We start from the raw sequence: 20,272 nt of genomic DNA, 5'->3' as shown, positions 1-20,272 counted from the left end.
CTTTCCTAGGTCTTCACGGCTCAACAGGCCCTGCCTCTACAGTGACTAACACCGTAGAGGTAGGGCCTGTTGTTTAATGCAATCTGCCGGTCACTAGCAGTAACATTTTAACTCGGTGTCTTCCTGCTCGTTACTTAACGGTAACTGTCTTTCTGGCACCCAACCCTTGTCAGCAAAGGAGGTAGACCGCAGTGTCCCGCCCAGCCACCGAAACACAACCCGCCACCGGCACTATAGCAACCATCACCCGTTCAGCCGAGCGCGCCTGGCGCCCCGAAATTCAGGGGCTGCGTGCCCTCGCCCTTTTGCTTGTTGCCGCCTATCACTTCTGGTTTGGCCGTGTCTCTGGCGGCGTTGATGTCTTCTTATTGATTTCAGCTTTCTTGCTGACAGGCTCTTTTGCGCGCAAGCTAGAGCAAGGCAAACTGGTAGGCCCTGGCACCTGGTTTGGTGTAAAAACCCTGTTGGCTTATTGGGTGCATGTCTTCAAACGTCTTTTGCCTCTGGCTTCTTTGATCGTCGCCTTGACCCTGCTAGGCACCTATTTCTTTATCCCGGCTGAGCGCTGGCTCTCAATTGCTGATGAGGCTAAGGCCGTGATTCTGTACCAGCACAATAACTGGTCTATCGAGAATGCGGTGGACTATTATGCCGCTGATACTTCTTTAGCTTCTCCCTTGCGTCATTTTTGGTCTCTTTCGGTGCAGGGGCAGATCTATGTGCTCTGGCCTTTGCTGGTGGTGTTACTTGCTGCGGTACTGGGCCAGCGTCTGAGGGGCGCTGGTCGTTGGGTTTTGACCGCCGTCTTCGCCGCAATTTTTGTGGTCTCGCTCCTTCACTCGGTGGAGGTGACCGCAGCTAACCAACAGGCAGCCTATTTTGAGACGGGCGCTCGCCTGTGGGAGTTCGCTCTTGGTTCTTTGGTTGCCCTGTGGCTTCCGGCGGTGAAGTTTCCCCCTGTGGTGCGTGCTGTGCTGGGGTGGGTCGGTATAGCAGCTATTATCAGTTGCGGTTTCATTTTGGACGTTAACGGCACCTTCCCCGGGTATGCGGCCCTCTGGCCTACGGTGGCAGCCTCACTGGTCATTGTTGCGGGAGATACCGGAACCAGGTTTGGCCCGGAGAAGCTGCTAACAGCTAAGCCTCTTCTGGCCTTGGGTGGTTTCTCGTATGCTCTCTACCTGGTGCACTGGCCCCTGCTGGTTTTCTACCTGGCTCAGACTCACCAGGAAAAGGCAGGTTTTTGGGCGGGGCTTGGCCTGCTGCTTTTTTCTGGGGTGCTGGCCTGGGCTCTTACTCATGTGGTTGAAAAGCCTTTACAGTCTTGGGCTCTGCCCAACCGGTCGATGTTTGCGGGGCTGGTGACTGGTCTTTTGTGCGTGGGTTTTGCGCTTGGGCCTTCCTATGCCTGGCAAAGCTCCATTTACCGGCAGGTTGAAGAGGCTGAAGCTAAACGGCCCCTTAATAATGTGGGGGCGGCTGTGTTGCAACCTGATTTTGAATATGCTGGGGATGAAGATGCCCCTGTTATTCCTCTTCGAGAGGTGCTTGATGCTGACTGGGCTGACTTGGGTGCAGCCTGCCAGCAGGTGACCCCTGAGATGAGTCTCCCTGATTCTCTTGCCGGGGATTGCACCTATGTTGCTTATTCGCCTGAGCCTAGTAGGACCATTGTGGCTTGGGGTAACTCTCATATGCAGATGTGGATGACGGCTATGCGTCCGCTTGCTGAATCTCAAGGCTGGACGGTCATCGCCCTCACCCGCCCCGGCTGCTTCCTGGGGGAAACCGATAACGCAGCTTATGCTAGCGGTTCTGACTGCGATACCTGGGCCGCTGATAGTAGCGCCTTCATCCAGGAACTAGCCCCCAGCACCGTCCTGCTCCAGGCCACCAAATCGCAGCCGAATGTGCCTGATGCCCTGCTCATTGACGCCCAGACCCATATTGGGGAGCTGACTGGGGCGGGTATTCAGGTGCTTGGCTTGCGTGATACACCGCGTATGGAAACTAAGCATAAGGACTGCATTGATGCTTTTGGTGGGGCTGATGAGTGTACTATGAGCCCTGGCCAGGACGTCACCATCAACCCCCTGAGCCCTCTGGAGCAGAGCTACCCCGGTTTTGCTGCCTTGAACTTCTCAGATCTTATTTGCCCTGAGAATTCTTGCCCGGTGGCTATTGGTAATATTTACACCTATTTCGATTACGATCACATCACTGCAACTTACATCGAAACTCTCGGGCCCTATTTTGACCCGCGGGTGCTTGAGGCCTTGAATAAGGCCGACGCTAGCTTGCACTCTCACGCTCAGCTGCTGCCCTCTGAGAGCACTCTCTAGAGGAGAGCGGGGTATGGAGAAAAGGTAGGGGAGAGGCTTGACCCAGTAAGAAGAGGGGGCCGGCCCCTGCGATGTGAGCAAGCGGGGCCTGAGTGCTTAGCCCCTGCACTCGCACATCGGGGATAACCCGACTAAGATTAAAAATAGTGTCGCTAAGCGCCCACCTGAACACCCTCGAAAGGTAGCGAACCCTTTATGTCTACTCCTACTGCACTGAGTGAAGACCCCTTCGGCTTTACCGGCCTCACCTACGACGATGTGCTGCTTCTGCCCGGCAACACTGACGTAATCCCGTCAGATGCAGACACCACCACCCGTCTGACTAAGCGTATCTCTATTGCTTCGCCCATTATTTCGGCTGCAATGGACACTGTAACTGAGTCAGCTTTGGCTATTGCCATGGCCCGTTTGGGCGGTATGGGTGTGATTCACCGTAACCTTTCTATCGCTGATCAGGCTGACCATGTAGACCGCGTCAAGCGTAGCGAATCGGGCATGATTACTAACCCTGTTACGGTTAGGCCCGATGCCACTATTGCTGAGCTTGATGCCCTGTGCGGCCACTATAAAGTGTCAGGTCTGCCGGTAGTAGATGATCAGAACGTGCTGGTAGGTATTATTACCAACCGCGATACCCGCTACCTGCCCGAGCCAACCTTCGAAACTACCCTGGTACGCGACATTATGACCAAGATGCCGCTCATTACCGGTTACGAGGGTATGAGCAAGGACGAAGCGTTCGCCCTGCTGGCAGAAAACAAGATTGAGAAGCTGCCCCTCATCGACGAAGCAGGCAAGCTGACCGGTCTGATTACTGTTAAGGACTTCACCAAGAGCGAGCAGTACCCACGCGCTACCAAGGATGAGGACGGTCGCCTGCGCGTTGGTGCAGCTATCGGCTTCTTTGGGGATGGCTACGAGCGCGCTATGACCCTGATTGAAGCGGGCGTTGATGCCCTCTTTGTTGATACCGCTAACGGCCACTCTCAGGGCGTGCTCGATATGATTGCTCGCTTGAAGAAAGATTCTGCTGCTGCCCACGTTGATGTGGTAGGTGGCCAGGCTGCTACCCGTGCTGGTGCTCAGGCTATTATTGACGCTGGTGCCGATGCTGTGAAGGTTGGTGTTGGCCCCGGTTCTATCTGCACCACCCGTATTATCGCTGGTGTTGGTGTTCCTCAGATTACCGCTATCAACGAATCAGCTAAGGCAGCTATCCCTGCTGGCGTTCCCCTGATTGCGGACGGCGGTATGCAGCACTCCGGTGAGATCGGTAAGGCCCTGGTGGCAGGTGCTGATTCTGTGATGCTTGGTTCTTTGCTTGCTGGCACCGCTGAATCACCTGGTGAACTGATTTTTGTTAACGGTAAGCAGTTCAAGGCTTACCGCGGTATGGGTTCCTTGGGTGCTATGCAGTCTCGTGGCGGTAAGAAGTCCTTCTCTAAGGACCGTTACTTCCAGGCTGATGTTTCTTCTGAGGAGAAGCTGATTCCTGAGGGTATTGAAGGGCAGGTTCCCTACCGTGGGCCTCTTTCTTCTGTGGTGCACCAGCTAGAAGGTGGCCTGCGTCAGACCATGTTCTATGTGGGCGCCCACACTGTTGAAGAACTGAAGAATAAGGGCCAGTTCGTGCGTATTACTTCAGCAGGTCTGAAGGAATCGCACCCCCATGACATCACCATGACTGTTGAAGCCCCTAACTACCGTCGCTAAATTTTGATGGTCGGCCCCGGTTCTCTCACCTGCCGGTGAGGGGCCGGGGCTTCCGAACGTTACCACGCTCGTTTGCACCAACCGGCCTGCTGCCGGTGAAAGGAAAATCCATGACCGACATCCAGATTGGTATGTCCAAGCGCGCCCGCCGCACCTACTCACTCGATGAGATTGCCCTGGTACCTACCCGCCGTACCCGTGATGCTCACGATGTGGATCTGAGCTGGCAGATTGACGCCTTCAAGTTCGACACCCCCATTATTGGTGCCCCCATGGACTCTGTGATGTCACCGGCTACCGCTATTGCCCTGGGCAAGCTGGGTGGTTTGGGCGTTCTGAACCTGGAAGGTTTGTGGACCCGGTATGAGGACCCCCAGCCGCTTCTGGATGAAATTAACGCCCTGTCTGCTGACGATGCTCCCGCCGCTACCCGCCGTATGCAGGAAATCTACGCTGAGCCCATTAAGGCTGAGCTGATTACTGCCCGCCTGGCTGAGATTCGTGACTCTGGTGTTATTGTTGCTGGTTCTTTGACCCCTCAGAACACCCAGGAGTTCTACCAGACGGTGGTCAAGGCTGGTGTTGACCTTTTCGTGATTCGTGGCTCTGTTGTTTCTGCCCAGCACGTTTCAACCCGTCGTGAACCGCTTGATTTGAAGAAGTTCATTTACGAACTTGATGTGCCGGTTATGGTGGGCGGGGTAACCGGTTATACCCCGGCTATTCACCTGATGCGCACTGGTGCTGCTGGTGTGCTGGTAGGTTTTGGTGGCGGGGCTGCTTTGACCACCCGCCGCGGCCTGGGTATTCAGGCCCCTATGGCGACTGCTATTTCTGATGTTGCTGCTGCCCGTTCTGATTACCTTGATGAGTCTGGTGGCCGCTATGTGCACGTAATTGCGGATGGTTCCTTGGGCCGCTCTGGCGATATGGTGAAGGCCCTGGCTATGGGTGCGGATGCCGTCATGATTGGTGCTCCTTTGGCTCGTGCTACTGAGGCCCCTGGTGCCGGCTGGCACTGGGGTAATGAGGCTCACTCGGCTGATTTTCCCCGTGGTACTCGCACCTTCCAGGGCACTGTTGGGCCCTTGGAAGAGGTCATGAATGGTCCTTCTGCTCACACTGATGGCAGCGCTAACCTGGTGGGTGCTCTCAAACGTGCTCTGGCAACTTGCGGTTACACCGATTTGAAGTCCTTCCAGCGTATTGACGTGAACGTTACCCCTTACGTCAAGTAGGGTCTTGCCGGCCTCGCCTATCTCCCTCTGTTGGGCAGGCGGGGCCGGTTTCTTGCCGTCTACCTGCCTCATGCTGAAAAGAGCAACCGTGCTAAAAACTGCTATGACGCCCCGCTGGCTTCTTGGCCTGCTCCTGGTGCTGGCCTTAGCTAGCGGTTTCCTTATGCTCAGCAAATGGCAGATTAATGCTTCTACCTTGGGGCAGGTGAGCGCAGACCCGGCTAAGGATCTGGTGCGCCCCTATAGTCAGGTGTTACAGGCCTACGATGGGTTGAGTATGGCTGAGGTGGATACGGTGGTAGAAGCTACCGGTAGCTATGCGCAGGGCTCCAGCTACCTGGTAGAAAATAAGCTCAAAGACGGTACTGAGGGCTACTGGCTTATCAGCCTTTTCGTCCCTGATGGTAGCCAGCAGGTGAGCACTAGCTTGGGGCAGGGGCCTCGCGGTATTGCGGTGGCCCGCGCCTGGACTTCCACCCCTGATCTCCTTGCTGAGCCAGCTGGCACCGTGACTATTGCCGGGCGAGTGGTGGGCAATGACCCTCCGCTGACCAGTAAGGACGTCAGCGAAGAGAACCGGGGGCATGACAGGGTTCTTGCCTCCGCCAACTCTTCCTACCTTACGAACGTGTGGAACGCTGCACTCTTCAACGGGATTCTGACCCTCGACTCTGAAAGTAGGGGGCCAACCCCGCTCACTGAGCAAGGCGCTATCGCCGCTACTGCAAGCCTGCTCGATAGTAGCGGCACTCTCCAGCCAATCCGCGCCCAGCAGGTAACTGATGAAACCCTTGACTGGCTCAATATTTTTTACGCCCTAGAGTGGCTAGTTTTTGCCGGCTTTGCCATCTACCTCTGGTACCGTCTGCTCAAAGATGCGGTTGAAAAAGATACCGACCCAGCCCTCTATTTTGAGTATGAGGGAGAGTACTGGGTTGATGATGCCACCGGGCGGCCCTACTACTGGGACCCAGAAGATAGGGCCTACTACTACTTCGATGATATTCCGGATGCCCCAGCCCGCCGTGACGATAAAGGGTAAGCTGACTGCAAGCGTCCGCCCCCCACTGAATAGACCAACCAGACCAGCTAAGGGAGAAACTTGCTGTGAGCCAGAACCCCACCCCACGCCCTACCCACCGCACCGACGGTAAGAAAGTGACCCTCGCTAGGGGCACTACCGAACAGAATACGGCCGGTGGTTTTACCGTGCGCAAGAAATTTGGTGGAACAGAAGCCCAGATTCGTGGGGCCCTGACCTTCTATAAGTGGTGCGCCTGGATTTCAGGTACCTTCCTTTTGCTGCTTGTTGCTGAGATGATAAGCCGCCACATCTTCGGCTACGATCTGATTGCTGGTGGGGTAGATGCCCAGACCGGTGAAACGGTGGCCCTTGGGTGGCTCAACCGTCAGACCGGTAACCTGCACGGGGGGCTGAATATTTCCACCTGGGTTCTGATTATTCACGGCTGGTTCTACGTCATCTATCTTTTCTCCTGCTTCCGCCTCTGGCTGCTGATGCGCTGGAAGCTACCTCAGATGATTGTCATGGCCTTGGGTGGTGTGGTGCCCTTCCTCTCTTTCATCGTGGAGCGCCGTATCTACGCAGAAACCCTAGCCTTACTTGAGGCCAACCCGCAGGCCACCAAACGTTACTAGCTCTAGTGACTCTGCACTAGAATAGAACCCAAGGATTACCCTCAAACCCCAACCGAAAAGGTAAACACCTGTGACTACCCATAACCCTATCGAGGAGCTCGAAGAGCGCCCCGTACTGGTTGTCGATTACGGCGCCCAGTACGCTCAGCTTATCGCGCGCCGCGTGCGTGAGGCTGGCGTCTATTCAGAGCTGGTACCTCACACCATGCCCACTGAGAAGATGCTCGCCAAGAACCCGGCCGCTATCATTCTTTCTGGCGGCCCCTCATCTGTTTACGAGGACGGCGCCCCTAAGGGCGATATCGCCATGTTTGAAGCTGGCGTACCCGTCTTTGGTATCTGCTACGGATTCCAGGTCATGGCCCAGACCCTGGGCGGAACCGTGGCCAAGACCGGTAAACGCGAATACGGTGCAACTGATGCTGTGGTCTGCGCCGAGAACTCTTCCTTCCTGACCGGAACCCCCAAAACTCAGAACGTCTGGATGAGCCACGGTGACTCTGTCTCTGAAGCCCCTGAAGGTTTTGAGGTACTGGCTCAGACCCCCGGCGCAACAGTTGCTGCTTTTGTTGATGAGAAGCGTAAGTTCGGTGGCGTGCAGTGGCACCCTGAGGTTAAGCACTCTGACTACGGCCAGGCTGCCCTGGAGAACTTCCTCTTCAAGGTAGCTGGCTTGGAGAAGACCTGGTCTATTGGCAACATCATTGAAGAGCAGGTCGCTAAGATCCGTGAGCAGGTCGGCGACGACCAGGTTATCTGCGCTCTCTCTGGCGGCGTTGACTCTTCTGTTGCTGCTGCCCTGGTACACAAGGCCGTAGGCGACCAGCTCACCTGCTTCTTCATCGATCACGGCCTGCTCCGTGAGGGTGAGCGTGAACAGGTCGAGCAGGACTACGCCTCAACCATGGGTATTAAGGTCGTTACCATTGATGAGTCAGAGCGCTTCCTGGGCGCCCTGGCCGGTATCACCGAACCTGAAGCGAAGCGTAAAGCCATCGGCCGCGAGTTCATCCGCTCCTTTGAAGCTGCCCAGCGCAAGCTGATTGAAGAGGCCGGCACCGAGGGCGCGGACATCAAGTTCTTGGTGCAGGGCACCCTCTACCCCGACGTGGTCGAGTCAGGTGGCGGCGAGGGCGCAGCGAACATTAAGTCCCACCACAACGTGGGTGGTCTACCTGATGACTTGCAGTTTGAGCTAGTTGAGCCCCTGCGAACCCTCTTCAAGGATGAGGTTCGCGCCATTGGCCGAGAACTGGGTGTGCCTGAGAAGATTGTTGCCCGCCAGCCCTTCCCCGGCCCCGGCCTGGGCATCCGTGTCATTGGTGAGGTCACCCGGCACAACCTCGATATTCTGCGCGCTGCTGACCTGATTGTGCGTGAGGAACTGACCGCTGCGGGCATGGACGAAGAGATCTGGCAGTGCCCTGTGGTGCTGCTGGCGGACGTCCGTTCCGTTGGTGTGCAGGGCGATGGCCGCACCTACGGTCACCCCATTGTGCTGCGCCCGGTCTCTTCTGAGGACGCCATGACCGCTGACTGGTCACGCCTGCCTTATGACCTGCTGGCAAAGATTTCAAACCGTATCACTAATGAGGTTTCTGAAGTGAACCGAGTGGTTCTGGACGTCACCTCAAAGCCCCCGGGAACAATTGAGTGGGAATAACAAAAATTTTCCCCAACAGGGGGAAATAAAATTTTTGTTATTCCGCGAGCCTGCGAGCGGCATGGCTGATTGAGTAAAGCCGCCACTTGCAGGTTTACTGTAACAGCCCCCGTCTTTCCCCGGAATAGGAGAATAGGCGGGGGCTGTGGGCTTGAAAGCTCTATGATGGTAGGGAAGTAATCACGTGCAGAAAGCTAGAGTAGATTCAGTGAACGAGCAGGTAGACCCTGAAACCGCTAACCAACGTCCTGACGTCGCCGCACCCTGGTCCCAAGGTGGTGCGCAAGCCCCGCAGGAAACCGGGGACTCTACTGCCGATGAACAGGTCATAGCTCAGGTGCAGGCTGGCCTTGAGGCCTGGGCCGAGCAGATGGAAACCTACACCGGGCCCGATGCCATGCTGGACTTCAACCAGGTTGATTATGTCCATATTGACCTGACCGACGCCAACTCCTCGGGTGTCGCCCAAATGTTTATGGGCCGTAAAACTCGCCTCTCTACCATCTTGCGTGATAAAGCAAAACTTGAGGCTGGCATGGTGGCAGCCCGTGCCCTGCGTACTAAAATCTTTGAGCTAGCTACCGGCCACGGGCTGGACGCTGGCTATTTCGTAGCAGGTACCGCCTCCTGGCTTTCACGTGACGTCCGTGAAGACGGCATGGTAGGGGAGAAGCGCTTTATTGCCCCTATTCTAATGGCCCCGCTCTCTATTACCCCCCACCCCACCAGCGATGATTTCGAGGTTCAGCTCACCGGCCCGGCCCAGCTTAACCCCGCTATGGTGCGCCAGATTAAGAAAGAGTACGGCATCGATTTGGGCACCATGGACGTAGCCCAGTTAGCTAACTCTATGCGCAAGCTCGACCCCGAGCCGGTCATTGAGCGGATGCGAGCCACCACCGGGTCTGTGCCGGGCATGACGATTCGCTCTACCTACTTCATCTCCACCTTCGCAGACCTGAAGGAAAGCACCGGGGAGCTACCGGCAACCGCCCACACCCCGCTGGTGCGTGATATTGCCCAGCTTAAGCTCAACCCCCTAGAGCAACCTTTCATCGCTCCTGTGCACAACACCCGTGAGCCCCTTGATAGCCGTGACCCTGCTACCGATATGCTGGTTGTCGATACGGACGCCAGCGGCCAAGACATCGTCGATCTAGCCCACCTGGGGCACTCCCTGGCTGTTACAACGGCCCCTGGCACTGATCAGCTTGGCACCGCAATCAACATTGCAGCAGCCCTTATTAACCAGGGTAAATCCGTACTGGTGGTGGGGGAGAAACGCTCCACCCTCAACGATTTCAACCGTCTGCTTGAACGCACCCACCTGACCGATGTGACCTTCAACCTGCTCACTGAACGGGACTCTGAGGCCTACCGGCAGGAATTTATCTCAGCGATTGTGCGTGATGAGAAGGCACCTGCCCCCAACGTCACCGATATCCATAAAGAACTGGTAGATACCCGGGCCAAGTTGCGCGGGCACACCGAATCCTTGCGGTTTACCGAATCCCGGTGGGGATGCTCCGTCTACGAAGCCCTACAAACCCTGGCAGCTCTCACCGCCCAAGACCCGGCTCCTGCCACCCAGGTGCGTCTGAGCCGCACCACTATGGACGCACTGACCCGCCGCACTGAAACCGTCCACAAGCTCCAGCGTCTAGCGGACCTAGGCGGCTTCCGCCCCTCGACTCGCGCATCGGCCTGGCACCAGGCCAAACTCACCAGCGCCGAAGACACCGCAGCTGCCCACACCCTGGTCAAAAACCTGCGTAGCTCCCTGAACGAGGCATCAGCAGGCATGGCCCTGCTGGCTGATGAAACCGGCTTGAAACCAGCCGCCAGCATGGACGACTGGGGCGCCCAACTCGACCTGCTCGAACGGATCGCCGACACCCTCACCCGCTTCAGCCCCGACATCTTCGACCGGCCCGTCACCGACCTCATTGCCGCGACCGCAAGCGGAACCTGGCGGCGAGAACACGGCATTGACATGTCCAGCATCCAACGCTCCCGCCTACGCCGTGCCGCTAAAGAATACATTGTGCCCGGGGTTAACATCTCAGATCTTCACGAGAACCTCTTTATCGTGCAGAGCCAACGCGAAGAATGGATTAGCTGGGCAAAGGACGACCGCGTCCCAACAATCCCCGCCAACCTGGCTGATTTGCGTGCCCGCTACACCGCCCTGCTTGAAGAGTTCACAGGCCTTGCCATCGTCCTTGAAGACTCCCCAGCCGGTACTAACTTTTCAGCTACCCCCCTCAGCCAGCTTGAAGAAAGACTTGCTGCTCTCATTGATGATGAGTGGCTCCTGCACACCCTGCCTGAGCGTGTGCGCCTCACCCAAGAACTGATCGACCAGGGGCTAGAAGAACTCCTGGCTGACTTCTTCGAACGCCAGCTAGAGAGTAGCGCGGTAGCGGCCGAACTAGAACTAGCCTGGTGGCAGACAGCCCTAGAAATGATGCTGGCCTCCCAAGAACTTGAAATCTTGAGCGCAGACACCCTCCGCGACTTAGAGACCCGCTTCCGCCGGGCCGACTACTCGCACCTGGCGTCCGCTCCGGCCCGCCTGCACGCCCAGATAGCCGATACCTGGCGTGCCCGCATCCACGAATACGAGCAGGAAGCTGCCTTCTTACGAAGCCAGCTCAAGAGCCACGAATTCAACCTTCAGCAGGTACTCACCCAGGCCCCCACCATGGCCACCACCTTGCTACCGCTGTGGATCGCCAGCCCCTTTGCTCTCTCTGGCAAGGTGCCCACCAGTATGCGCTTTGACGCGGCGATCCTGCTCGATGCAGAATCCACCCCCCTGGCCGCGAACCTGCCCGCCCTGATTCGGGCAGAGCAGGTGATCGCCCTGGGCGACCCCCATAGCGGCTTCCCTGCACCCTTTATGGTCTCAGCGGTAGCCCACAACGCCCCGGTAGCCAAAAACCAGGAACTGGTCAGCACCTTTGAGGCCCTCTCCAAGGTGCTACCTGGCCGCTCCCTAGCAACCATCAACCGTGCCGTAGACCCGGCCCTCTTTACCTACCTCAACGAACACTTCTACGATGGTGCTCTCATCAGCTACCCCTGGGGTGAAGAAATCACTGACGGCACCCCGGCCCTAACCGTTGAATACGTGGACGTGACCGGGCGAGTCTCCGATAACGCCTCCTTGGATTCGCCTAGCCTTGAGGTGCAGCGGGTAGCTGAGATGGTCATCGAACACGCCTACCGTAGCCCCCAGCAGACCCTGGCCGTCGTCACCACCACAGCCCGCCACGCCCAGCGCATCGCCGAGGCCGTCCGGCACCTGCTGGTACGCTACCCCCAATTTGCCCCCTACTTTGCAGCGGGCGACGAGTCCTTCCGCGTCGTTGACGTATCCCGTGCCGTGGACATGGAACGAGACGTCATTATCTTCGCTCTGGGCGCCGGTAAAACAGCCCAAGGGGCAGCCCACCACTTCGGGCACCTCTCAGAACGCAGCGGCCGGGAGAGCTTCGTGCTGGCCACCACCCGGGCCCGCCACCTCACCCGCCTGGTCACCTGCGTCACCCCTGAAGACCTAGACCCCCAGCGCCTAGACTACGGGGCCTTCGATATCTACCGCCTGCTCCTGGCCTACCGCAGAGAACAAGAAAACCGGGCAGCCCAAGAACTGACCAAACCCATTACCGATAAACTTCCAGTCAACGAGTTCCTCACCAATGACCACCTCGAAGCCATCGACATGGGGGACTGGCTGCTCAATGATCTAGTACGCCGACTAGGGCAGCACCAGGTGACCCTCCACGAATCATCGGTGCCCCTCATTTCCCTAATTGCCACAAGTGATAAAGAATCGCTGGTGGCAGGTGCGGTGGGTAGCCCGCGCGCTCGCACGATGGTGCATGATGTTGACCGCGCTACCCCCTTGCGGGTGCCTTTGGCTGTGGTGTCAGATGGGTCAGATGCCTATGCCGCTTTGAGTGTGCGTGAACGCTCCCGCCTGATTCCTGAGCTGCTGGCACGAACCGGCTGGAACCACATGACCTGCTGGACCATCGAGGTCTTCTCAGACCCCGAAGCCCTGGTCGGGCGTATCGGAAGCTACCTGGGGTTGAGCCGTGAATCCTAGAGAGCAAGAGGCACAAGAGAACCCCGCAAGCACTGACCCCGCCTCCTCCTATAGCCCAGTGCCTAAGCGGCGCCGCGGCCACCGCCGGGCTAGCGGCGGCTCAGCCTTTACCGGCGCCGAACCCAAGCTGGCGGGGCTCACTGATGCCCGCCCGTCCGCCCCAGCCCCGGAAGGGCAGGACGCCCGCGATACCTGGCTGAAAGAACAGCGCCCTCCCCACTACGGGCAATAAGAAAAAGGGTGCAACAAAAGGGGCTGCCTACCACGGTCTTGTGGTTGGCAGCCCCTCAGTCTTGTGAGGGCTTACTTGCCCTTATCGTTTGCGTAGAAACCGGAGCCTTTAAAGACCACACCTACCTGGCCAAACTTTTTGCGGAGGGTATCTTGGCCGCACTCCGGGCAGGTCTTGAGGGCGTCCTCTGAGAAGGACTGGTGCTGCTCAAATAGGTGGCCGCAGTTCTTGCACTGATAAACGTAAACAGGCACGTGTGACTCCACATCAAATAGGTGATAAATCTGCTGGTTATTCTACTCTGTTCTGGCCCTTCCCCCTGAATCATCGAGGCGGTGGAGCCCTTGTTCTGTGGCCACATATCTGAGCTGGGCGTCCCAGCTATCTGCTGGCAGACTGTCAAGAATTTCTCGCTCAAAGACAACCCCTATGGTGGAGGGCTCTAAGGCAAGCGGGCCAAGCTGCTCAAAGAGCCGGTCGTAGTAGCCGCCGCCTTGCCCTAGCCGCCGCCCTGTGACGTCATAGGCCAGAGCTGGAACTAGGCGCACATCTGCTTGTATAAAAGCCTCAGAGCCCAGGCGCTCACCGACTGGCTCAGCAATACCTAGCGCATTGGTCGTGTGCTCTATGTGAGGCCACCACTGAACCCAGGCCAGCTGATGCTGGGGGCGGACGATGGGCACCAGCACCCGATAACCTTCAGTAAGGGCCCGGGTGAGGGCTGGCAGAATGGGTGGCTCTGTGGGAAGGGGGAGAAAAGCTGCAAGGGTGGATCCTGAGGGTAGGGCACCCCAGAGGGGCGCTAGGGTGCGCTCAAAGGCCTGGGCTGTCTTATCATGTGGTGGGTTGTGGGCGCGGCGTCTGCGCAGATAGCTGCGGACGCTGGCCTTGGCTGAGGCTTGTGAGCCTGACTCTGGTGCGGTCACAGGAGCCCTTCCTCTGGTGTTAGCTGAATCTAGTCATAATTTACCGTCACTTAGGGTGCAGAATGCAGATAAAGCTTAGAGATTAGGTATTCTGAAAAGCATGACTGAAAATAAATCACTCACCGTGACCAAAGCAGTAATTCCTGCTGCCGGTCTTGGCACTCGCTTCCTTCCCGCTACTAAGGCTACTCCTAAGGAGATGCTGCCGGTGGTGGATCGCCCTGCCATTCAGTACGTGGTTGAAGAGGCTACGCGCGCTGGTCTACATGATGTGCTGATGATTACCGGCCGCAACAAGCGTGCCCTGGAGGATCATTTTGACCGTGTTCCCGGTCTAGAGCAGCAGCTTGCCGCTCAGGGTAAAGATGCCCTCTTGAAGAGCGTTGAAGATTCTAATGGTTTGGGTGAAATCCACTATGTGCGTCAGGGTGACCCTAAGGGCCTTGGCCACGCGGTACTCCGTGGCAAGGTGCATGTAGGTAATGAGCCCTTTGCCGTGCTTCTGGGTGATGACCTCATTGACGAAAAAGAAGATTTGCTTTCTGCCATGGCTGCTGTTCAGCAGAAGACTGGCGGCTCTGTTGTGGCCCTGATGGAGGTACCTGAAGAACAGATCTCTGCTTATGGCTGTGCAGCGGTAGAGGCTGTTGAAGGTGAGGACGGCTTCGTGAAGGTCACCGGCCTGGTCGAAAAGCCTGCTGTTGAGGACGCTCCCTCAAACCTGGCCGTTATTGGTCGTTATGTTCTTTCGCCTAAGGTCTTTGAGGTGCTAGAAAACACCGCACCGGGCCGTGGCGATGAAATCCAGCTAACCGATGCCTTGCAGACCCTGGCTCAGGGTGACGGTGAGGGTGAAGGCGTGTACGGTGTGGTCTTTAAGGGCCGCCGTTTCGATACTGGCGATAAGCTCTCTTACCTCAAGGCCAACGTCATTCTCGCTGCTGAGCGTAATGATATGGGCCCTGACCTGCGGGCCTGGATTAAGGAATTCGCAGCCGAGCTGTAAACCTCGATACTGCTGCTGAGCAGGTGCAGGGCTAAGGGAAGCCCTCACCTGCTCTGGTGGTGGGCGCTGGGGTAGAATGAACTAGATACTTTTGTCATAGAGATAAAGAACGGGGGCAGCGATGGGCTTCCTGAGTGGCTCTGGCCTTATTTTGCTTGTGTGTGTGCTGGTTGGCCTGGGGCTTGTTGTACGCCGTCGCACTACAGGGTCTATGACGAGTATCGGAGCTGAAAAGTTCGTAGCTGATATTGTTGAGAACTCTGATGGGCCAACTGGGAACCGATCCGGTTCCTTGGTAGCTTTACCTGAAGCCCCTTCTGAGCATGCCCCCATCTTTCGCCTCAACTATGGCCGGGTTTCCTTATTTGGTTTAGCCCTGGTGCTTATCATCGCTAGCCTCATCACAGGGGTGCTAGCTCTGATGGGTAAGATAGCGGGGCTTCTTCCTTTACTCTTATTCCTCGCTAGTGTGGGGTGTTTGGCCGGGTTGCGTGTACTGGCTCTACGCGACCGTGATCGTAGGCGGGCCCGCACCGTGCTAGCTCTTGAACAGAAACAGGCCCGGCGGCGTCCTTCACCAACCCAGGAGCCCAGTTCTGCTCGTACTCACCAGCAGTCCCAGCGAGCTGCTACCCTTGAGCTGAAACCTGCCCCCCAGCGTCCTGCCCGGGCCCGTCAACAGATGCCGGTAAGTCACGCTGCTAAGGCCCTGCGCAAGGTAAAAACCCAGCACCCCATGGTAGCGCCTACCCTCGCCCCTGCCTCTGAGGGTGAGGCTAGGGCCCCTCATGCTCCTGCCCGCTTGCGGATGGACGAAGCCCTGCCCGATAACCGCTGGCAGGTCACCGCAGTGCCCCTGCCCACCTACCTGCAAGCAGAAACTGCCCGCCGCCCAGCTCCTGCGCCACTTGAAATTGAGGCTGCCCCGCAGAGCCAAACCCAGACCCTGGCAGAGGCGGCCACCCTCAACCTTGATGATGTTCTCAAGCGCCGCCGCGCTTAGATGAAGATGACGTTCTTCTAAAGAATAGATACCCAGCCCCTAGCTTCACACCCTGAAGCCTTGGAGCCGGGTATTCTGTTTGAAGGGCGTGCACACCAACTCGCCGTATTTTGAGGAAGGCTACCTGCATGGCTACACACCATCTAGAAGTTGAGCAGAAGTTTGAGCTTGCCGATGTGAATCGTGAGGTTCCCTCTGTGGAATGGAGTTTCACCCGGTGGAGCGTTCGTGAGCCTGTCATTGAGCAGCTTGATGCCACCTACTACGACACCCCTTCTGGCAACCTTGGCCGCCACAAGGTTGCCCTGCGCCGTCGGCTGGGCGGGTATGACCAGGGGTGGCATATTAAGTTTGATGCTGCTGGCCAGCGTCATGAGGTGACTTTTGACCTGCTTCCCCAAAGTTCCCTAATGCCAGCAGCTGTCAAGAAATTTGTGCAGGTTCCCGCCCTGGGTGAAGAGCTAGAACCCCGGGTTTCGCTACAAACCCACCGGACTCGAACTGTCATACGTGATGCTGCCGGGCAAGAACTAGCTGAGATTTGTGATGACCGTGTGCAGGCGCTGGATTTTGCCACCGGCCAGGAACGTACCTGGCATGAGTGGGAGGTAGAGCTTCTAGGGCAGACCGCCCAGGACCCTCAACTAGCAGAGGCCTTATTTGATGCTGTGGCTACTCAGCTACGGGCCCTTGGGGCTCTTGCCTCAAAGTCACCGGCTAAAATCGCCCGGGCGCTGGGGCAGGACGCCGACTTTGAAGCCCGCCTGGCGGCAAAGGGCAAGGGGCACAATAAAAAGACGGGTAAAAAGAGCAAAAAAGCTCTGCCAGCGGGGTTCCCCATTGTGCCGGGCTCTGCAGAGCTGCTCACCAGTGTGCTTGCCTCTCACGCTCAACGACTAGCTCAAGCTGATTTACTGGTTGCCGCAGGAGTACCTGATGCTACCCACCAGGGGCGAATTGTTGCCCGCCAGTTGCGCAGCGTACTGAAATATATGGCTCTTCCCTACGCGCGTAGCGGGTGCGCCCCGGTGCTTGAAGAGATGATGCGGGGGCTGAAAATATACGCCCGTCAGCTTGAAACCCACCGTAACGGCGAGCTGATGCACCCTCTAGCCCAGCAGGTGGTGCAGAGCCACCCGATTCTGGGGCAGGGCTTTGCCGGTATGTTGGGTGTGGTGATGGAACACCAGCAGGAAGAGGCAGCCACCCAAGCCCGCCGCTATTTGGCATCTGCAGATCGGTTAGAACTTCAATTGGCTCTTGAGTCCTTACTGACCGATGTGACCTTGCTGTTGGAGCTTCCGCTCAATAGCGAGAACTATGTGAACAAGGTGGCTAAGCGTTTGCGGAAGAACCTGGTCAAGCAGGGGAAAGGGGCGGTAGCCACCTGGCCAGAAGAGGCAGCTGATTTTGCTGCCAGTGTTTCTTACGATGAGGGGCTACACGATGTGCGTAAGGCTGCTAAGGCTGTGCGCTATTGCCTCTGCGCTACGGCTGCGGCGGGTCTGCCTCTGACTGAACCTCAAACGGAGTTGCTGGCTCAGGTAAAGGCTGTGCAGGCCGATGTGGGTGAGCTTACCGATGAGCTGACCATGGGGGACTGGCTACGTGGGCTACATGCTCAGGCTGAGGAGCTGAGATTAGATCCCTTTGCAATTGGTTACCTGCTGGGCCGGTCTGAGACGCTGGCACAGCAGCTGCGCCTGGGTGCTTTTGATGCTCTACCGTCTTCTGTGAAGAAAATAAAAGCTATCAAACTGACCTGAGACGAGGTAAGCCCCTGCCCGACTGAGTGCCTGCCCACCTGAGTGCCTGCCCGCTTAGGGGCTGAACCAGCTAGACTGGTGGGGTGAGGGAATGGCTTGAAAGTTTGCACTTGGTTGCCGCCATCGGTTTTATGTGGGCGGTGGGTATTGTGCGTACCTGCCTAGTTTTTTCGCTGGGCTGGTTGGCCCAGGTGAGCGGGTCCCGCTTCGAGAAAATACAGTATCTTATGGGGCACCCCCTCTACCGTAGAGCCCAGTACTGGGTGAACCGTTGGGGTGTGCTGGCTGTGCCTGCCTGCTTCTTGACGGTGGGCTTTCAAACTGCGGTTATTCTGACCACGGGTTTTGCCCGCATGCCCCTGATCCGCTGGATACCGGCCATGCTGGTGGGCACTCTCATCTGGGGCACCATTTACGCCACCGTGGGTATGTCGGTTGTTTGGCTGTGGCTTGAGAACCCACAGGTGGCTGCCCTCGTGCTGGTTGTGCTGGCAGCTTTTATTATCACCGCTAAAATTCGGGGCAGGAATCGTTCTATGCCTCACCTACCGAAAGACACCACCCTATGACTCTGAGCGAGCGCATTCTTGCCCACCCCGATTTGCTGGTTGATGATCAGACGGCCCGCTATGAGCAGGTGGGGCAGGCGCCCGGCCTGTGCGTGGGGTTTGTGCCTGGGGTGATGCCCGGTAAGTGGTTTACGCGCTGGCGGGAGCGTTATTCAGCGCTGGCGCCGCTAACTGATGTTGCCTTGGCCCAGGGGCAGGGTTTAGCTTCGCTGGATGCTTTTGCCGATATGGCCCTGGTGCGTGCTGAGGATGAGCCTGCTGCCCGCGATAAGAAGCGATATCACGCTATTGAGCTTTATCGGGAGACTCCGGTGGTGATCTTGCCTAAGGAGCATCTGCTGACCGTACTTGATACGGTTCCTCTAGCTGAACTAGCTGAAGAGTTCTTGCTGCAAAGCCCCGATGAGGTGCCTGAGTGGCGTGATCTTTCTGCTGATTACCGGGCTGAGAACCCGCGTCCGCTGCCCCAGATGAGGCACCGGGCGGACGCTGTTGAGCTGGTGGCTGCTGGGCTGGGCCTGCTGGTGGTGCCTATGTCTGTGGCTCGTTTCTATCACCGTAAAGATGTGACCTACCGGCCGGTGGAAGGGCTGGAGGAGTACCCGGTTCTGCTGGTGTGGAAGAGAGAGGCCCGTGAGGACGCCCGTGAGCAGGTTATTCAGGACTTTGTGGGGATTACCCGTGGCCGTACTGCCGCTTCGCAGCGGGGAAGTGATAGCCGTGAGGTGGCCCTTGAGAAGCAGCGGCGTGAGAAGGAAGAGGCTAAGCGTAAGCGGGCTGCTGCCAATAAGCGCCGGGAGGCGGAGGACCGGAAGAAACGCAATGCCCAGAAGAGCGGTAATCTGCGCCAGTACCAGGCGCAGAAGGGCGGTAAGGGCGTTGCTAAGGGGTCTGGCCGGGGCTCTCGCGGGAAGAAACGCTAGGGCTTAGCCTGGGGCGGTTCCTGAGCGGTCTTCGGGCTAGCACCTGTACTTACCGGTGGGTGCTCATGGACCTCATTGTGTATTACTGATTGGTTAGCTAGAGGGATGCGCAGCCCGCGCTGATCCATGGCTTTTTTCAGTTCCTCACGGAGTTTGCGGCCTACCGCGAACTGCTCTGAGGGGGCGGTTTTGACCGTTAGGCGCAGTACCACCGATTCGCCGGTGACCGACTGCACACCCAGGTATTGGGGCTTGCCCGATATGTTTTCTTTGATGCCCGGTAGCTTGATGGCCTTTTGTGTGGAGGTCATCAAAAACTTGGCCATCTCGTCAATATCGGCATCGTAGGGGATGGGTAGGTCGATGATGGTGCGGGCCCAGCCCTGGGAGGAGTTACCTACGCGGAGGATTTCGCCGTTGCGCACATGCCAGAGGGTTCCGGCGGTATCACGTACCTGGGTGGTGCGCAGGCCCACAGCTTCCACCTCGCCCTCAGCTTCACCCAGGTTAACCCAGTCACCGATACCTAGCTGGTCTTCAGCCACGATGAAGATACCTGAGAGAAAATCCTTCACCAGAGACTGAGCCCCAAAAGATAGGGCAACACCCACCACGCCGGCTGAGGCAATAACAGGGGCGATATTGAAGCCTAACTCAGCAATAATCATGACAATCATGACCGTCCAGATCACGATTGATGAGACCGAACGAAGCACCGACCCAACCGTTTGAGCGCGCTGGGACTGGCGGGCACTGGCTAAGGAAACATCAGACTTCCACCGGCTATTTCTGCCACCCTTTTTCTCTCCTGTTGCAACCACCCGGCTCTTAGTACCACGGGCAATAGAGTCGGTGACGTGGCGAATAATCACTCGCACTAGGGCATGTAAAACAAACCCAATGAAGATAATGATGAATATGCGCAAGGGGGCACCCAGCCAAAAATCTAGGCTAGCTAACCTGGTCATCGCGGTTCCCGCGGTCTCTGCGCTTTCTTTAAGGGGCGTTGTTTCTGCTGCTAAAATCCCGGTCACTATCATACCTATGAGCCTATCGTCTTTAGCCCAGAAAAACCGGTATGCTAGCTGCCCGCGAACGGGCACACCATGCCCCGCCCA

16 protein-coding genes are annotated in these 20,272 nt (G+C 57.4%); 13 read left to right on the top strand and 3 right to left on the bottom strand.

Annotated elements, in window-relative coordinates; all coding sequences use genetic code 11:
• The first annotated feature begins 191 nt into the window (after positions 1-191).
• The 8 genes from ACEE09_RS00210 (at position 192) to ACEE09_RS00175 (ending at position 12,961) form a co-directional block, all read left to right on the top strand.
• Complete coding sequence (locus ACEE09_RS00210; protein ID WP_449081036.1) at positions 192-2,342, top strand: acyltransferase family protein; 2,151 nt, start codon at positions 192-194, stop codon at positions 2,340-2,342.
• A 195-nt stretch (positions 2,343-2,537) separates the two neighbouring features.
• Complete coding sequence (gene guaB, locus ACEE09_RS00205) at positions 2,538-4,055, top strand: IMP dehydrogenase (RefSeq protein ID WP_449081035.1); 1,518 nt, start codon at positions 2,538-2,540, stop codon at positions 4,053-4,055.
• A 110-nt stretch (positions 4,056-4,165) separates the two neighbouring features.
• On the top strand, positions 4,166-5,293 hold the full coding sequence (locus ACEE09_RS00200; protein ID WP_449081034.1) for a GuaB3 family IMP dehydrogenase-related protein: 1,128 nt from the start codon (positions 4,166-4,168) through the stop codon (positions 5,291-5,293).
• 88 nt (positions 5,294-5,381) lie between these two features.
• The gene (locus ACEE09_RS00195; RefSeq protein ID WP_449081033.1) at positions 5,382-6,335 is read left to right on the top strand and encodes an SURF1 family cytochrome oxidase biogenesis protein; all 954 of its coding nucleotides are present in this window, start codon (positions 5,382-5,384) and stop codon (positions 6,333-6,335) included.
• Positions 6,336-6,451: 116 nt separating this feature from the next.
• Positions 6,452-6,952 carry a DUF3817 domain-containing protein gene (locus ACEE09_RS00190; RefSeq protein ID WP_449081330.1) on the top strand — a complete coding sequence of 167 codons (501 nt, stop codon included), beginning with the start codon at positions 6,452-6,454 and terminating at the stop codon, positions 6,950-6,952.
• 70 nt (positions 6,953-7,022) lie between these two features.
• Positions 7,023-8,615 carry a glutamine-hydrolyzing GMP synthase gene (guaA, locus tag ACEE09_RS00185; protein ID WP_449081032.1) on the top strand — a complete coding sequence of 531 codons (1,593 nt, stop codon included), beginning with the start codon at positions 7,023-7,025 and terminating at the stop codon, positions 8,613-8,615.
• Positions 8,616-8,823: 208 nt separating this feature from the next.
• On the top strand, positions 8,824-12,729 hold the full coding sequence (locus ACEE09_RS00180; protein WP_449081031.1) for a DEAD/DEAH box helicase: 3,906 nt from the start codon (positions 8,824-8,826) through the stop codon (positions 12,727-12,729).
• Positions 12,719-12,961, top strand: a complete 243-nt coding sequence (locus ACEE09_RS00175; RefSeq protein WP_449081030.1) for a hypothetical protein — start codon at positions 12,719-12,721, stop codon at positions 12,959-12,961. The genes ACEE09_RS00180 and ACEE09_RS00175 overlap by 11 nt, the downstream gene beginning before the upstream one ends.
• Before the next feature lie 71 nt (positions 12,962-13,032).
• Here the strand turns inward: ACEE09_RS00175 and ACEE09_RS00170 are convergent, their stop codons facing one another.
• The gene (locus ACEE09_RS00170) at positions 13,033-13,215 is read right to left on the bottom strand and encodes an FmdB family zinc ribbon protein (protein ID WP_449081029.1); all 183 of its coding nucleotides are present in this window, start codon (positions 13,213-13,215) and stop codon (positions 13,033-13,035) included.
• Positions 13,216-13,257: 42 nt separating this feature from the next.
• The gene (locus ACEE09_RS00165; RefSeq protein WP_449081028.1) at positions 13,258-13,887 is read right to left on the bottom strand and encodes a 5-formyltetrahydrofolate cyclo-ligase; all 630 of its coding nucleotides are present in this window, start codon (positions 13,885-13,887) and stop codon (positions 13,258-13,260) included.
• Between the two features lie 100 nt (positions 13,888-13,987).
• Between ACEE09_RS00165 and galU the strand changes: the two genes are divergently transcribed.
• The 5 genes from galU (at position 13,988) to ACEE09_RS00140 (ending at position 19,154) form a co-directional block, all read left to right on the top strand.
• The gene (galU, locus tag ACEE09_RS00160) at positions 13,988-14,893 is read left to right on the top strand and encodes a UTP--glucose-1-phosphate uridylyltransferase GalU (protein ID WP_449081027.1); all 906 of its coding nucleotides are present in this window, start codon (positions 13,988-13,990) and stop codon (positions 14,891-14,893) included.
• Positions 14,894-15,104: 211 nt separating this feature from the next.
• Positions 15,105-15,896 carry a hypothetical protein gene (locus tag ACEE09_RS00155; RefSeq protein WP_449081026.1) on the top strand — a complete coding sequence of 264 codons (792 nt, stop codon included), beginning with the start codon at positions 15,105-15,107 and terminating at the stop codon, positions 15,894-15,896.
• A 128-nt stretch (positions 15,897-16,024) separates the two neighbouring features.
• Positions 16,025-17,662: a CYTH and CHAD domain-containing protein gene (locus ACEE09_RS00150; RefSeq protein ID WP_449081025.1), complete on the top strand. Its 1,638-nt coding sequence runs from the start codon at positions 16,025-16,027 to the stop codon at positions 17,660-17,662.
• 110 nt (positions 17,663-17,772) lie between these two features.
• A complete protein-coding gene (locus tag ACEE09_RS00145) occupies positions 17,773-18,231 on the top strand; it encodes a DedA family protein (RefSeq protein ID WP_449081024.1) in 459 nt (152 codons plus the stop codon).
• Positions 18,228-19,154 carry a LysR substrate-binding domain-containing protein gene (locus ACEE09_RS00140; RefSeq protein WP_449081023.1) on the top strand — a complete coding sequence of 309 codons (927 nt, stop codon included), beginning with the start codon at positions 18,228-18,230 and terminating at the stop codon, positions 19,152-19,154. Before ACEE09_RS00145 ends, ACEE09_RS00140 begins: the two co-directional genes overlap by 4 nt.
• On the opposite strand, the gene ACEE09_RS00135 is transcribed toward ACEE09_RS00140, so the two are convergent.
• Positions 19,151-20,188, bottom strand: coding sequence for a mechanosensitive ion channel family protein (locus ACEE09_RS00135; RefSeq protein WP_449081022.1), 1,038 nt, complete (start codon positions 20,186-20,188; stop codon positions 19,151-19,153). The two genes, ACEE09_RS00140 and ACEE09_RS00135, sit on opposite strands and share 4 nt — an antisense overlap.
• Positions 20,189-20,272: the final 84 nt, after the last annotated feature.

The sequence above is a fragment of the Rothia sp. 88186D007BW genome (assembly GCF_053544215.1).
Note: the sequence above shows the minus strand (reverse complement) of the source record. Positions and strands in the feature narration are given on the sequence as shown.

What these genes read in the sequence shown, in the direction of transcription:
- ACEE09_RS00150 (WP_449081025.1), top strand. Translation starts at nt 16,025, where the DNA reads ATGGCTACACACCATCTAGAAGTTGAGCAGAAGTTTGAGCTTGCCGAT.
- ACEE09_RS00140 (WP_449081023.1), top strand. Translation starts at nt 18,228, where the DNA reads ATGACTCTGAGCGAGCGCATTCTTGCCCACCCCGATTTGCTGGTTGAT.
- galU (WP_449081027.1), top strand. Translation starts at nt 13,988, where the DNA reads ATGACTGAAAATAAATCACTCACCGTGACCAAAGCAGTAATTCCTGCT.
- ACEE09_RS00155 (WP_449081026.1), top strand. Translation starts at nt 15,105, where the DNA reads ATGACGAGTATCGGAGCTGAAAAGTTCGTAGCTGATATTGTTGAGAAC.
- guaB (WP_449081035.1), top strand. Translation starts at nt 2,538, where the DNA reads ATGTCTACTCCTACTGCACTGAGTGAAGACCCCTTCGGCTTTACCGGC.
- ACEE09_RS00200 (WP_449081034.1), top strand. Translation starts at nt 4,166, where the DNA reads ATGACCGACATCCAGATTGGTATGTCCAAGCGCGCCCGCCGCACCTAC.